Annotated in this window: 12 protein-coding genes; 6 read left to right on the top strand and 6 right to left on the bottom strand. The window is 69.2% G+C overall.

The features are described 5' to 3' along the window. Positions 1–63: 63 nt before the first annotated feature. Positions 64–1,335, bottom strand: coding sequence for an FAD-dependent oxidoreductase (locus tag ABT115_RS22270; protein WP_351792545.1), 1,272 nt, complete (start codon positions 1,333–1,335; stop codon positions 64–66). Positions 1,336–1,527: 192 nt separating this feature from the next. Next, positions 1,528–1,926 (bottom strand): DUF6221 family protein, encoded by a 399-nt coding sequence (locus ABT115_RS22265; protein WP_351792543.1) that lies wholly within the window; start codon positions 1,924–1,926, stop codon positions 1,528–1,530. A 466-nt stretch (positions 1,927–2,392) separates the two neighbouring features. Between ABT115_RS22265 and ABT115_RS22260 the strand changes: the two genes are divergently transcribed. Both ABT115_RS22260 and ABT115_RS22255 read left to right on the top strand, forming a co-directional pair. Continuing rightward, positions 2,393–3,148, top strand: coding sequence for a dienelactone hydrolase family protein (locus ABT115_RS22260; RefSeq protein ID WP_351792541.1), 756 nt, complete (start codon positions 2,393–2,395; stop codon positions 3,146–3,148). Between the two features lie 146 nt (positions 3,149–3,294). Then, positions 3,295–5,172, top strand: coding sequence for a transketolase (locus ABT115_RS22255; RefSeq protein ID WP_351792538.1), 1,878 nt, complete (start codon positions 3,295–3,297; stop codon positions 5,170–5,172). 113 nt (positions 5,173–5,285) lie between these two features. Here ABT115_RS22255 and ABT115_RS22250 read toward each other — a convergent pair whose 3' ends face one another. Then, positions 5,286–6,158, bottom strand: coding sequence for a peptidoglycan-binding protein (locus ABT115_RS22250; RefSeq protein WP_351792535.1), 873 nt, complete (start codon positions 6,156–6,158; stop codon positions 5,286–5,288). A 229-nt stretch (positions 6,159–6,387) separates the two neighbouring features. On the opposite strand from ABT115_RS22250, the gene ABT115_RS22245 reads away from it, so the two are divergent. The 3 genes from ABT115_RS22245 (at position 6,388) to ABT115_RS22235 (ending at position 8,427) form a co-directional block, all read left to right on the top strand. Then, a complete protein-coding gene (locus tag ABT115_RS22245) occupies positions 6,388–7,350 on the top strand; it encodes an alpha/beta hydrolase (protein WP_351792533.1) in 963 nt (320 codons plus the stop codon). 283 nt (positions 7,351–7,633) lie between these two features. Then, entirely contained in the window at positions 7,634–7,759 is a 126-nt protein-coding gene (locus ABT115_RS22240; RefSeq protein WP_351792530.1) for a hypothetical protein, read from the top strand. Then, a complete protein-coding gene (locus ABT115_RS22235) occupies positions 7,756–8,427 on the top strand; it encodes a response regulator (RefSeq protein ID WP_351792527.1) in 672 nt (223 codons plus the stop codon). The genes ABT115_RS22240 and ABT115_RS22235 overlap by 4 nt, the downstream gene beginning before the upstream one ends. A 164-nt stretch (positions 8,428–8,591) precedes the next feature. On the opposite strand, the gene ABT115_RS22230 is transcribed toward ABT115_RS22235, so the two are convergent. Further along, positions 8,592–8,987, bottom strand: a complete 396-nt coding sequence (locus ABT115_RS22230; protein WP_351792524.1) for a DUF5997 family protein — start codon at positions 8,985–8,987, stop codon at positions 8,592–8,594. A gap of 58 nt (positions 8,988–9,045) precedes the next feature. Here ABT115_RS22230 and ABT115_RS22225 point away from each other — a divergent pair, with 58 nt between their 5' ends. Further along, entirely contained in the window at positions 9,046–9,795 is a 750-nt protein-coding gene (locus ABT115_RS22225) for a LysR family substrate-binding domain-containing protein (RefSeq protein ID WP_351792521.1), read from the top strand. A gap of 144 nt (positions 9,796–9,939) precedes the next feature. Here the strand turns inward: ABT115_RS22225 and ABT115_RS22220 are convergent, their stop codons facing one another. Then, entirely contained in the window at positions 9,940–10,455 is a 516-nt protein-coding gene (locus tag ABT115_RS22220) for a hypothetical protein (RefSeq protein WP_351792518.1), read from the bottom strand. Between the two features lie 498 nt (positions 10,456–10,953). Then, positions 10,954–12,279 carry a geranylgeranyl reductase family protein gene (locus tag ABT115_RS22215; protein WP_351792515.1) on the bottom strand — a complete coding sequence of 442 codons (1,326 nt, stop codon included), beginning with the start codon at positions 12,277–12,279 and terminating at the stop codon, positions 10,954–10,956. Between the last annotated feature and the right edge of the window lie 38 nt (positions 12,280–12,317).

The following is a 12,317-nucleotide window of genomic DNA, read 5'->3' as shown; positions in this document are numbered from 1 at the left end:
GGGGGAGCGGCCGGCCAGCTGCGGACGCGTGGTGCCGGCCGCCGTCGACGCGAGGTGTCCGGCTCAGCGCACCGACGCGGCAGGCGGGCGCTCTCGCAGGGCGCCGTAGGCGAAGAAGTACGCCGGCAGGCGGTTCAGCCACCGTGAGGTCGTGATGAGCTCGCTCAGCCGCTGGGCCCGCTTCGGGTCGCCGAACGCCGGGCGGCCCGAAAGAACCGGTTCGATGACATTCGTGTGGGCGAAACGCTGAAGGGCCTGCGTCGCGGCGGTGGTCGGCCAGCGGCGGCGCTGGACGTGGCGTACGGTCCGCAGGCCGACCGCGCCCTCACGCAGCGGTTCGACGAGATAGCGGGCGGCGGCCACCGCGTCCTCGACCGCGAGGTTGATGCCGATGCCGAAGACCGGTGACATCGCGTGTGCCGCGTCGCCGATGCACAGCAGTCCCGGGCGGTGCCAGCGCCGCAGGCGGTCGAGCCGTACATCGAGCAGCCTCACGTCGTCCCACGACTCGAGCGCGTGCACTCGGTCCGCGAGCCAGGGGGCGGCGGCTGTGAATTCGTCCATGAACCGTTCGAGGCCGGCGGCGCGGCGCCGGGTGTTGGTTCCCTTGGGGATCAGCGCGGCGCACTGCCAGTAGTCCCCACGGTCGATCATGGCGCTGACGAACCGGTCGCCCACACCTCCCACGAGGCCGTGCGGGTCGTTCTCCCGCCGCGGCAGCCGGAACCACCAGGCGTCCATCGGGCAGGCGAACTTCCGCAGTCCCAGTTCGGGCAATGACCTCGCCAGCGAGCCCCGGCCGTCGCAGGCCACGGTGAGGGTGGCATGCAGCTCACCGGTGCGGCCGTCGGACGTGCGGTACCGGACCCCCGTGATCCTCCCCCGAGCTCTCGGCTTCATTCGACCAGGGCGGACCCCAGTGCGCTCCACCAGGAAGGCGGTCGCCTCGGTGTTCATCCGCATGGAGAAGGACGGCTCCCGCCCGGCCTCGTCCACGAGGAGATTGAGCAGATCCCACTGGGGCACCATCGCAATGTAGTTGTACGTGCCCCGCAGCGCGCCGATGTTTCCGACGGTGACCAGCGAGCGGTCCGGGCCGAGCGGCAGCTGGACCGTCTGCACACGCCGCTGCGGCAGTCGGCCGAACCGCTCGGCCAGTCCCAGGTCCTCCAGCAGCGCCAAGGTGGACGGATGCACGGTGTCACCGCGGAAGTCGCGCAGGAAGTCGCCGTGCTTCTCCAGGACCGTGACCTCCACCCCCGCCCGGGCCAGCAACAGCCCGAGAACCATTCCGGCGGGGCCCCCTCCCACCACACAGCACGTGGTCCGCTCCATGGCAACCGCTCCCTTCGGTGAAATCCCCGGGTCGGTGATATGGGGATATATACCCTCATGTCGATGTTTGCGTGCCCGGTCGAATGATTGCGCGCCTGACAAAGCTGTGGCGCCGGTCAGTGGGATTCCGTCGATGCGGACCTGGCTGTCAGCCCGTTTGCAGGTCGGCCCGCAGGTGGCCGCCGCCGGGCGCTAATGGATGAATCGCGGCAGCCACTTCGCCCGGTAGTCGGGGTGGCCGGCATGCTCTGCGGCCATCTGGCGGACGGCGAAACCGAGCCCGACCGCACGGCCGGACGAGAAGTCGTGTTCGGGGCGGTCGGCGTCCTTGTCGGCGACCTCCGCGTACTCATTGAGGAGCACTCTGCTCGTCTCGATGCGACGACGTGTGCGCGCGGGGTCCTGAAGGGCGATGTGCTGATCGAAGCCGAGATTCCGCAGGCTGAACGCGATAGCGCCGGTCCGGTCGTGGATCTCGCCGGGCACACCGGTCAGGCACCGCCAACTGTCCCCGCCCGCCGCCTGCGCAATCTGTTCCTCCTCGGCAAGACGCGCCCGAACGAAGTCGATCATGTCGGAGTTGTCTGTCATCGGGCCTTCGAATCCTTAACCGTCATGGCTCCCTGCCGGAAACCGCAACCACTGTCCGTGCCAGTTTCTGTTCGTTCACCGAGGATGTCGGACGACGATACCGAGTTGAAGTCCGGCACCCCGGGGATCCCACCTGTCGTGGGGATCTCCGGGTGCCGAGATGATCCGGAACGGAGTCAGAAGCCCCACGACGCCCACGCCCCAGCCTCTTCTGACGATCAGCCAGGCGATGCGCGCCGATCGGCCCTCATGCGATCGCTGTCCTGGATCCGGGCGCCCACTGCAGCGATCCGGCTCAACGACAGGTCCGGGCAATCGGTCAAGCGATCGCTGACCGCATACGATTACTGACTGCAACCACAACCCATTGCCCTGACACCGTCCCATCGGTCTGAGACCACAGACCACACACGCCCCCTCCTGTTCCGAGCACGGAGGGGCACCGGACGAGAGAAGAGAACTGCCCATGACCACCGTGCGCGGAACATCCGTGGACATCCCCACACCGGACGGCACTGCCGACGCCTACCTGGCCCATCCCGACGACGGAAGTCCCCACCCCGGGGTCCTGCTCTACACGGACGCCTTCGGAATCCGTCCTCACCTGAAGAAGATGGTCGATCGTCTCGCCGAAGCCGGGTACACCGTCCTGGCCCCCAATGTGTTCTACCGCCATGGGCGAGCGCCGGTGGTCGAGCTGCCCGACTTCATCGACCCGGCCCGACGCCCGGAGATCTTCGAGCGTCTCGGCCCGATCTTGCAGTCACTCGCACCCGATCCGGCAATGCGCGACGCCGGTGCCTACCTGACCTGGCTTACAGACTGCCCCCTGACCACTGACCGGCCGGTCGGTATCACGGGCTACTGCATGGGCGCCGGACTTGCCCTGCGGACCGCCGGCACCTACCCGGAGCGGGTCGCGGCCATGGCGGGCTTCCACGGCGGGCACCTGGCCACCGACGCCGCCGACAGCCCGCACCTGCTCGCCGACCGGATCACTGCGGAGCTGTACTTCGGCCACGCCGACCAGGACCCATCGCTGCCCCCCGAGCAGATCACCCGTCTCGACGAGGCCCTCACCGCAGCCGGCGTGCGCCACCGCAGCGAGGTCTACACAGGGGCGCACCACGGCTTCACCCAGGCCGACACCGCCGCATACGACAGCACGGCGGACGAACGCCACTGGAAGGCACTGATGGCGCTCCTGGAACGCACTCTCTGACCGGTACGCGTTCGGATCGCGGCCACGGCACCACGGACATACGGTCGGCAAGGGCGCAGGAGCCCCATGCAGCCTCTGCACGCGGCCGCGAGTCGGCAGCCGACGACGACCGGATAGGAACCGCAGAACACGGAGAGGAAGCCGCGATGTCGATCGAGAACACCCCCACTGTCTCCCTCGGGCCCGACAGCGGCCTGGACCAGGTCTTCCAGCTGGCTCAGCAGCTGCGTGTGGACTCCGTTCGCGCCAGCACCGCCGCCGGCTCCGGCCACCCCACCTCCAGCCTGTCCGCCGCGGATCTGATGGCTGTCCTCATGACACGCCAACTGCGCTACGACTGGCGCAACCCGAAGAACCCGGCCAACGACCACCTGATCTTCTCCAAGGGGCATGCTTCCCCCCTGCTGTACGCGATGTTCCTCGCCGCCGGTGCGATCGATGAAGAGGAACTGATGACCACCTACCGCCGCAACGGCGCTCGACTGCAGGGTCACCCCACTCCGGTCCTGCCCTGGGTGGACGCTGCCACCGGCTCTTTGGGCCAGGGCATCGCCTACGGCGTCGGCATCGCCCTTGCCGGACGGGACCTGGAACACCAGCCGTACCGGGTGTGGGTGCTGTGCGGAGACAGCGAAATGACCGAAGGGTCGGTGTGGGAAGCCCTGGACAAGGCAGGCCGCCACCGGTTGGCCAACTTCGTCGCGATCATCGACGTCAACCGCCTCGGCCAGAGCGGCCCCACGGAGCTGGGCTGGGACACCGGCGCCTACGCCCGCCGTGCCGAAGCCTTCGGTTGCCGCGCCCTCGTCGTCGACGGCCATGACCTGGTGGCCGTCGAACAAGCCCTGGCCGCCGCGGACGACGGGCAGGCCCCCACCGTCGTCGTCGCCAAGACCGTCAAGGGCCAGGGCGTCTTCGAGGTCGCAGACGCCGAGGGCTGGCACGGCAAGCCACTGCCCGACGATCTTGCCGCACGCGCCATCACCGAACTGGGCGGCGTACGCCACCTCACCGTCCGCGGGCCCCAGCCGCCCGCCGCCGCCCCCAGAACCCCGGCCGCTCCCGTGGAGGTGACGCTGCCGCGCTTCGGGGTCGGCGAAACCGTCGCCACCCGAGTGGCGTTCGGCAAGGCGCTGGCTGCGATCGGCGCCCGGCCCGACATCGTGGCTCTGGACGCCGAGGTGGGCAACTCCACCCACGCGGAGGACTTCGGCAAGGCACACCCCGAGCGGTACTTCCAGATGTACATCGCTGAACAGCAGATGATCGCCGCGGCGGTCGGTATGGCCGTACGCGGCTACCGTCCCTACGCCACCACCTTCGCCGCCTTTCTCACCCGGGCCCATGACTTCATCCGTATGGCGGCCGTCTCCCAGATCTCCATGAGCCTGTGCGGAACCCACTGCGGTGTCGAGATCGGTGCGGACGGCCCCTCCCAGATGGGCCTGGAAGACCTGGCCATGATGCGCGCCGTCCACGGCTCCACCGTGCTCTACCCCAGCGACGCCACATCCGCTGCCGCTCTTACCGTCGCAATGGCCTACCTGGACGGCATCTCCTACCTGCGCACAACCCGGGGCGCCTACCCCGTCCTCTACACCTCCGACGAAACCTTCCCCGTCGGCGGGTCCAAGACGCTGCGCGCGAGCGACAGCGACGAGGTCACGCTCATCGGCGCCGGCGTCACCGTCCACGAATGCCTTGCCGCCGCCGACCAGCTCGCTGCCGAGAACATCCCGGTCCGGGTCGTCGACCTGTACTCCGTCAAGCCCCTGGACCTCGACACGCTCGCCCGCGCCGCACAGGAAACCGGCGCACTGGTCGTCGTCGAGGACCACCACCCAGAAGGCGGCATCGGCGAGGCCGTGCTGTCCGCACTCGCCGCACAGCGACTGACCCCCGCAGTCGTCCACCTCGCCGTGCGCAATCTGCCGGTTTCCGGAACCCCCTCCGAACTGCTCGACACCGCAGGCATCTCACGTACCCACATCATTCGCACGGCCCGCGACCTCGCCGCCCGCTGAGAGGCTGGGGCGGTGCACCAGGCCCTGCTCCTGCGTCAGTGGAGCGATGACGATGTCGTCCTGTTCCCGCACAGCCGGTCTGCCCGCCCTCCGGCGGGCAGACCCCACGCCCTCTACCGCTGCGACGCCGGCACCTTCAACCTGTCCCAACTGGCCTTGCCCGGAACCCCGTCCGCGTCCTTGCCTCTGAATCCCAACTTGTGCTGCCACGCCGCGTAGGACTTGCGGTCCGCTTCGGTCCACTCGGGGCCCGGGCCCACCTCATAACGGCCGCAGCCCTCCGCGATCAGGCGCTTGCCCATGGCGGTTATGCGCTTGTCGTGGCGGCCGGCCCGGAAGAAGGCCGAGCCGGGGAACGGCTCGTACTCGGGCCGGGGTTTGGTCGGCGGCTTGTGGCTGCGCAGACGTTCGGCGATCCGGGAACGCATGCCGTCCATCGTGAAGCCGCGCGGGTCCTGCTTGCCCGGCTGCCACTCCTTGTGGCCGATGACGGAACGCTCGCTCCAGCCATGGGCCCGGCAGATCGCGGCCGAGACCTTCTCGATGGCCTCTTTCTGGACCTCGGGCCAGGGGTCCTTGCCGTTGCCGAGATTGATGCACTCGAAGCCGTAGAAGTGGCGGTTGCCATCGGTGTCGGCCTCGTTGTCCGGCGGCAGTTCCGCCTCGCTGACGACGGCGCGCAGGACGTCGCCGTCGCCGAGGCCGGCATGGTTGGCGCGGCCGTTGCCCACCATGTGGACGTGGCCCTTCTTGTCGATCACGCCGTGGCACAGGGGGCCGGGGAGGCCCGAGTAGCCGTCGTAGCAGATGTCCACGGACGTGTCGGTGCCGGAGGTGACGGTGTGATGGATCATCACTCCGTTCACCGGACCCCATGGGCCTTTTGAATTGCGGTTGTGTGTACGCCAGTTGCGTACCTCATGGACGGTCAGACCCTCCGCGCGCAGGATCTCCACCAGCTTGGACGCGCTCAGTGGCTTGGCCATCACTTGTCTCCTTCCACTGCGGATTCCGCCTCTGACGTGGTCTGTGACCCGCTCGCCACATCCGTGTAGTGCCGTGCCAGGCCCTCCGCCTGTACGTCCGCCCCATACCCCCGTACTTCAGAACTACGCGGAAGGTTCACTCCCTGGCGGGACGCCGACTACGAGGCGTGATTCATAGCTTCTGTACTGGAAGCACGAAAGACCTCCGGCATGGAAGGAACCATCCGCCATGGCGTCCCGCCCGCGCAGAAGCCGCCTGTGCCGCGCCCTGCTTGCCGCGCTCGTCGTCGCCTCGGTGGCCGTGCCCGTGTCGGGTGCGGTCAGGCCCGCCGGCGTACCGGCGCCCGCTCCGACCGTCCCGGGCCTGCTGCCCGCCGCCACCCCGACCGCTCTCACCGAACGGTACGCCGCAACTCGCGCGGACATCGCGGCGGCCGCGGGGGTGGCCGACGGCCACGGCGACGGGAAGCGGGCCGACGCGCTGCGCGTCATGGCAGACCCTGCACGACACTTCGTCTCCTTCGACGGCCGAGGCGGCGGCCGCGCCGTCGAGGTGTTCGGCGACCTGTCCCGAGCCGACCGGATAGCCGTACTGGTCCCGGGCGCGGGCATGAACGTCGACAACTACTGGCGCCTGAGGGACGGCGCTCAGGCGCTGAACAGGGAGCTGGGCGACCGGTCAGCCGCCGTCGTCTGGCTCGGGTACGAGACACCGGCCACCGTGAGCCTGGCGGCGGTGAGCTCTGAGCGAGCCGATGCCGCAGCTCCCGAACTGCGCGCGTTCCTTGGGCAGTTGAAAAGCGTCAAGCCGGCAGCCCGGACCTCGCTGCTGTGTCACTCCTACGGTTCCGTCGTCTGTTCACGGGCCGCGGCCGGGCTGGAGGTCGCGGACATCGTTCTGTACGGCAGCCCCGGCGTGGGAGTCGACAATGTGGCCGAAATGCACACCTGGGCAGCCGTCTGGGCGGGCCGGGGCGGAAACGACTGGATTGCCGACGTGCCGCACGTGCGGCTGGAACTCCCCACCGTGGAGGTCGGGTTCGGTGCGGACCCGGTGTCCGAGGGCTTCGGTGCCCACACCTTCGACGCGGGCTCCGGCGGCCACAGCGACTACCTGGAGCCCGATTCCGTACCCCTGAAGAACATCGCACGGATCGTGGACGGACGGACCCCGGATGCCCCTCATGCGTGATCCGGTGCGCTGACTGGCCTGTTCGTGCGGATCGTCTGGTTCCGGTCCACACCACCGGCGAGTCGGCCCATCTGCCGCCGGGGCGTCGAGCCGTCGGCGTTCCGTATCCTCCAGGAGGCGCTCAGCAACGCGATGCGGCACGCGCCCGGAGCGGAGGTACGGGTGGAGCGCGACCACCGCCCGTCCGCGGTCACCCTGCGCCTCGCCAACCCCGCGCCGACCCCGCCCCCCGGCCGTCGTCGGGCGCCGGGCACGGTCTGCTCGGGAGGCAGGAGCGGCTGCGATGCTACGTGGCACGCCGGCCTTCGGCGCCACCCCCGACGGAGGAAACGAAGTGATCGCGATGCTGCTCACGCAGCTTCCCCGTCGAACCCGCGAACCCGCCGAACTTGTGGAGGAAAACCCGTGACGACCACCCGCGTGCTGATCGCCGACGATCAAGTGATGGTCCGGCAGGGGTTTACGGTCCTGCTCAATGCCGAACCCGGCATCGAAGTCGTCGGCCAGGCCGTGGACGGCGTCGACGCCGTCGCCAAGGTTGCCGAACTGACCCCCGACGTCGTACTGATGGACATAAGGATGCCCGGCGTCGGCGGCATCGAGGCGACGCGCCGCATCACGGCATCGCCCGCCGTCGCCACCAGGGTTCTCGTCCTGACCACTTTCGACCTCGACGAGTACGTGTACGAGGCGCTCCGCGCCGGCGCGTCAGGGTTTCTGCTGAAGGACGCATCGGCCACGGAACTCGCCCATGCGGTAAGGGTGGTGGCGGCCGGCGAGGCCCTGCTCGCGCCGAACATCACCAAGCGTCTCATCGCCGAGTTCTCCCGGATGTCCGACGTTTCACGCGACCCGGTCAAGGGCCGCAGCGGCAATCTCACGGAGCGCGAAACGGAGGTCCTGTCCCTGATCGCGCAGGGCCTGTCGAACGCGGAGATCGCCGAGTGTCTTGTGGTGGCGGAACAGACCGTCAAGACGCATGTGAGCCGGATCCTGGTCAAGCTCAGCCTGCGCGACCGGACCCAGGCCGCGATCCACGCGTACGAGACGGGACTGGTTCGCCCGAGCGGGTACTGAGGCCCCATCCAACCCTGAGATCTTCGTCTCAGGTCTCACGGCGTGTCCGCCGCGGCTGTGCCGCGCTCGCCGGCCGGGTCCAGACCTGAAGCTCACCTTCCCGAACGCCGAACGAAGCGCGAGCCGACGCCGGCTGCTGCCGAGGGACAGTCGAGGGACAAAGGTCAGGAACGCGGACCGCGGGATTGACCGGCGTTCTTCTCCTTGATGCGCACCGCTTCCTTCCGGACCTCGGCCTGGGTGGCGCGTTCTCGCTGGAGCCAGTCGGGGCTGTCCTTCTTCAGCGCCTCGATCTGCTCCGTAGTGAGGGCGTCCGTGATTCCGCCACGGGCCAGACCCGAGATGGAGATGCCCAGCTTTGCCGCGACCACCGGCCGGGGGTGCGGGCCGTTTCGTCGCAGCTCCTGCAGCCACTCGGGCGGATCTGACTGCAGTGCGTTCAGCTCGGTGCGCGAGACGACACCCTCCTGGAACTCGGCGGGGGTGGCCTCGAGGTACACACCCAGCTTCTTTGCCGCGGTTGCGGGCTTCATTGTCTGGGTGGTCTTGTGCGACGTCATGGTGCCAAGGGTATCGAGCATGTGCGCTACCTCTGACCACGGCCGGTAACCTGGCGGAGTGACAAGCTCGGAAGAAACCCCTTCGTTCCGGCTCGCGTATGTCCCGGGGGTGACGCCCACCAAGTGGGTGCGGACCTGGAACGAGCGGCTGCCCGACGTCCCGCTGACCCTCATCGGGGTGTCAGCCGCCGAGGCGTCCGACGTGTTGCGGGGCGGCGGCGCCGACGCGGGTCTCGTGCGGTTGCCCATCGACCGGACGGGCCTCAGCGCGATCCCCCTCTACACCGAGACGACGGTGGTCGTGATCCCGAAGGACCACGTCGTGGCGGCGGTCGAAGAGGTCTGCGCCGAGGATCTCGCGGACGACATCGTGCTGCATCCGCTCGACGACACCCTCGAATGGGAGCACCGGCCGGGACGGCCCGCGATCGAGCGCCCCGCCACGACGGCGGACGCGATCGAGCTCGTGGCGGCAGGGGTGGGCCTGCTAGTCGTCCCGCAGTCGCTCGCACGCCTGCACCACCGCAAGGACCTCACCTACCGGCCGGTGTCGGACGCCCCCGAGTCGCGCGTCGCACTGTCGTGGCTGGAGGACGAGACGACGGACCTGGTGGAGGACTTCATCGGGATCGTCCGCGGGCGGACCGTAAACAGCTCTCGGGGCCGCCCCAAGGTCCCGGCGCAACCGAAGGGCAAGCGCCCGGACACGGGCGGTGCACGACGGAAGCCCGCAGCCGGCAAGGCGGCTGGGAAGAGCGCGCGGGGTGGTTCCGGAGGCAGGCGCGGAAAGCCTCGGCGCCGGTCCTGACCGACAGGTGTCGTCAAGCGGTCCGACCGCAGCAGACGCCAGGCCGGAGCCACGGGTTGTGGGGTAGTGCAGCGATCGTGAACCGGCCCGCGCCTCCTGGAACTTGTCCGGTCGGCGCGGGCCTTCATTCCCCGTTCAGGTGTCTCATCCCGCGGTGCCCTGCGTGCTGCCCGGGATTTCGCTCGGTACGCTGCCCCGGATGGTGCCGGGCACCTCAGGTGTGATGCCCCCGGGGACCTCAGGTGTGAGGTTGCCCGGCACCTCGGGCTGGATGCCTCCCGGAACCTCCGGGGTGACATTGCCCGGGACTTGGCTCTGGGGCACTCCTGTCGGCTTGACGACTCGGCAGTTCACGAAGATGTTGCTCTGGTCCTCGTTGACGGCGAGCACGGTGTAGTCGACGTTCTTCTGGAAGCGCTTCAGCAAGAAGTTGCCGTTCGCGTCCACGTTCAAGGGTTCGGTGGATTCGCCGTCGTTGAGGTTCCGCGGTGCCGTGAAGCCCTCGCCGGCGATCGTGACGTACGTCCCGTTCGCCGCGGGCGTGACCGTGCAGCTTGCAGCGGGCACAGCACCCGCGGTCGGCGCGAGGATGATGGCGCCGGACAGGGCGAGCGAGGACGCGAGCACGGAAACCACGGCGCGTCGAGCGTGAGAATGCATGACGGTGCTCCCATCGGTGGGGGTGGGGAGGCGGCCGCAGAGGCGTGGGTGCTCATCGCTGAACACGACGCGGCGGCCTGCGGGGCGGAAGGACGGCTTGTGCGCTGTCCTGAACGCCGGCTGCCGCGCTGTACCGGCGGCAACCCGGAGTCCGAAAGGTGCCCTTCCTGTCCATGTTGCCCTGTCCTCCGCCGGGTGTCGACCGGAGGGCCGGCGGGTCGTGCGTGCCGGGCGGTGGCACGGTGTCTCCGGCCGCAGCCCCGGTGGTCCCTGCGGGCGCAGTCGTGCGCGGATGACCTGCTGTTCGGGTCGGCTCGGTTGTCGCCAACGCTTCCGAGGCCGGTTACGGTGGCTCGCTCAGGGCTCCGGCACTGGATGTGGCGTACGGGGCCACGATCGACGAGTAGTACGGGACACGGCACACCAGGGCTTGCCAACAGGCTTCTCCCGGTGCGCTGTTCGTCCCCCCGCTGAAGGCACCCGAGAGCCTCCAACGGGTCAGCGTATGCGCACCTTCGGTTCCGGCACGAGACGCACGACGCCGTTGAGCAGATGGTCGATCAGGTCGTGCGAGGGCTTGTCCGTGAGGTTGGTCAGCAGCCGGGCCAGGGTGTTGAGCAGAAACGGCGAACCCATGACGTAACGGTTGAGGACCGGCTGGAAACCTGAACGGCTGAAGACGAGGTCCGCGGCCGTGTTCCCGAGACGGTAGTAGCGTCCCCAGCGGCGGTTCATCTCGACGGGGTAGCCGCGCAGCACCTGCTCCCTCCTGGGCCCCCGGGGGAGAGCCAGGGCGAGCGCGGCAGTCTCGGCTGCGACTTCGCCGGCTTCCATGGCCTGGCCGATGCCCTCGCCGTTCCAGGGGCTGATCATGCCTCCGGAGTCGCCGACGAGGAGGAGCCCGCGGGTGTAGAGGGGGTGACGGTTGAAGCCCAGCGGAAGGGCCGCGCTCCTGACAGGGCCCTCCGCGTTCTCCTCGCACAGTCCCCAAGCGTGCGGGGTACGCGCCAGCCACTCGTCCAACGTGGCTCGCAGGTCCGCCTTTCCGTACCGTCGGTGGGGCAGCGCACCGAGACCGACATTGACGCGGCCGTCGCCCATGGGGAAGATCCATCCGTATCCGGGCAGGTAGTGATCGCTCCCCCGGAAGCGAAGGTCGGCCCACAGCTCCAGGTACTCCTCCTGGGAACGCTCCGGACTTCGGTAGTAGCGGCGGGCGGCCGTGGCGATCTGCCTGCTCCTGTCCCGCTGCAGGCCCATGGCGAGAGCGAGGCGGGCGGAGGCGCCGTCGGCGGCGATGACGATCGGCGCGTGGAAGACCAATGGCTCCTTCGCCGAGGTCGTGGCGGCGACACCGGTGATCCGTCCGGCGCGGTCGGTCAGGGGCCCGGTCACCTTCACGCCGCTGCGCAGCCGGGCTCCGGCAGCGACGGCGTGCCGGGCCAGGATGTCGTCGAAGTCGTGTCGGCTGCGCGAGAGCCCGAAATCCGGGTAGCGCCCGAGCGCGGGCCAGTCGATGTGCACCTGGTGGTCCCCGGCCACCCATCGCATCCCGCGTGAACGCGTCCACCCCGGAGCCTTGATGTCGACGCCCATTCTGATGAGCTGGTGCACCGCTCGTGGCGTCAAGCCGTCCCCGCACACCTTCTCCCGGGGGAAGTGAGCCTTCTCCAGGAGCAGGACATCGACGCCCGCCCTGGCGAGGTGGAAGGCCGCGGCCGAGCCCGCCGGCCCCGCCCCCACCACGATCACCCGGGCTTCCTCGTCCGAGCCCTGGACGGACCGGTCGTCCGGCGGGGACTGGTCTGGCGTCGTTTCCCGCATGGGGAACCCCTTCCTGTTCCTGGGACAGCCGGCGCCGT

Origin of the sequence: Streptomyces sp. NPDC001832 (genome assembly GCF_040297265.1) — a bacterium.
In the GTDB taxonomy this organism is placed as follows: domain Bacteria; phylum Actinomycetota; class Actinomycetes; order Streptomycetales; family Streptomycetaceae; genus Streptomyces.
Note: the sequence above shows the minus strand (reverse complement) of the source record. Positions and strands in the feature narration are given on the sequence as shown.

Excerpts from the sequence above, each read along its gene's own strand:
- ABT115_RS22240 (WP_351792530.1), top strand. The coding sequence starts at position 7,634 with ATGCTACGTGGCACGCCGGCCTTCGGCGCCACCCCCGACGGAGGAAAC.
- ABT115_RS22245 (WP_351792533.1), top strand. The coding sequence starts at position 6,388 with ATGGCGTCCCGCCCGCGCAGAAGCCGCCTGTGCCGCGCCCTGCTTGCC.
- ABT115_RS22230 (WP_351792524.1), bottom strand. The coding sequence starts at position 8,987 with ATGACGTCGCACAAGACCACCCAGACAATGAAGCCCGCAACCGCGGCA.
- ABT115_RS22215 (WP_351792515.1), bottom strand. The coding sequence starts at position 12,279 with ATGCGGGAAACGACGCCAGACCAGTCCCCGCCGGACGACCGGTCCGTC.
- ABT115_RS22270 (WP_351792545.1), bottom strand. The coding sequence starts at position 1,335 with ATGGAGCGGACCACGTGCTGTGTGGTGGGAGGGGGCCCCGCCGGAATG.
- ABT115_RS22260 (WP_351792541.1), top strand. The coding sequence starts at position 2,393 with ATGACCACCGTGCGCGGAACATCCGTGGACATCCCCACACCGGACGGC.
- ABT115_RS22265 (WP_351792543.1), bottom strand. The coding sequence starts at position 1,926 with ATGACAGACAACTCCGACATGATCGACTTCGTTCGGGCGCGTCTTGCC.
- ABT115_RS22250 (WP_351792535.1), bottom strand. The coding sequence starts at position 6,158 with ATGGCCAAGCCACTGAGCGCGTCCAAGCTGGTGGAGATCCTGCGCGCG.
- ABT115_RS22255 (WP_351792538.1), top strand. The coding sequence starts at position 3,295 with ATGTCGATCGAGAACACCCCCACTGTCTCCCTCGGGCCCGACAGCGGC.
- ABT115_RS22220 (WP_351792518.1), bottom strand. The coding sequence starts at position 10,455 with ATGCATTCTCACGCTCGACGCGCCGTGGTTTCCGTGCTCGCGTCCTCG.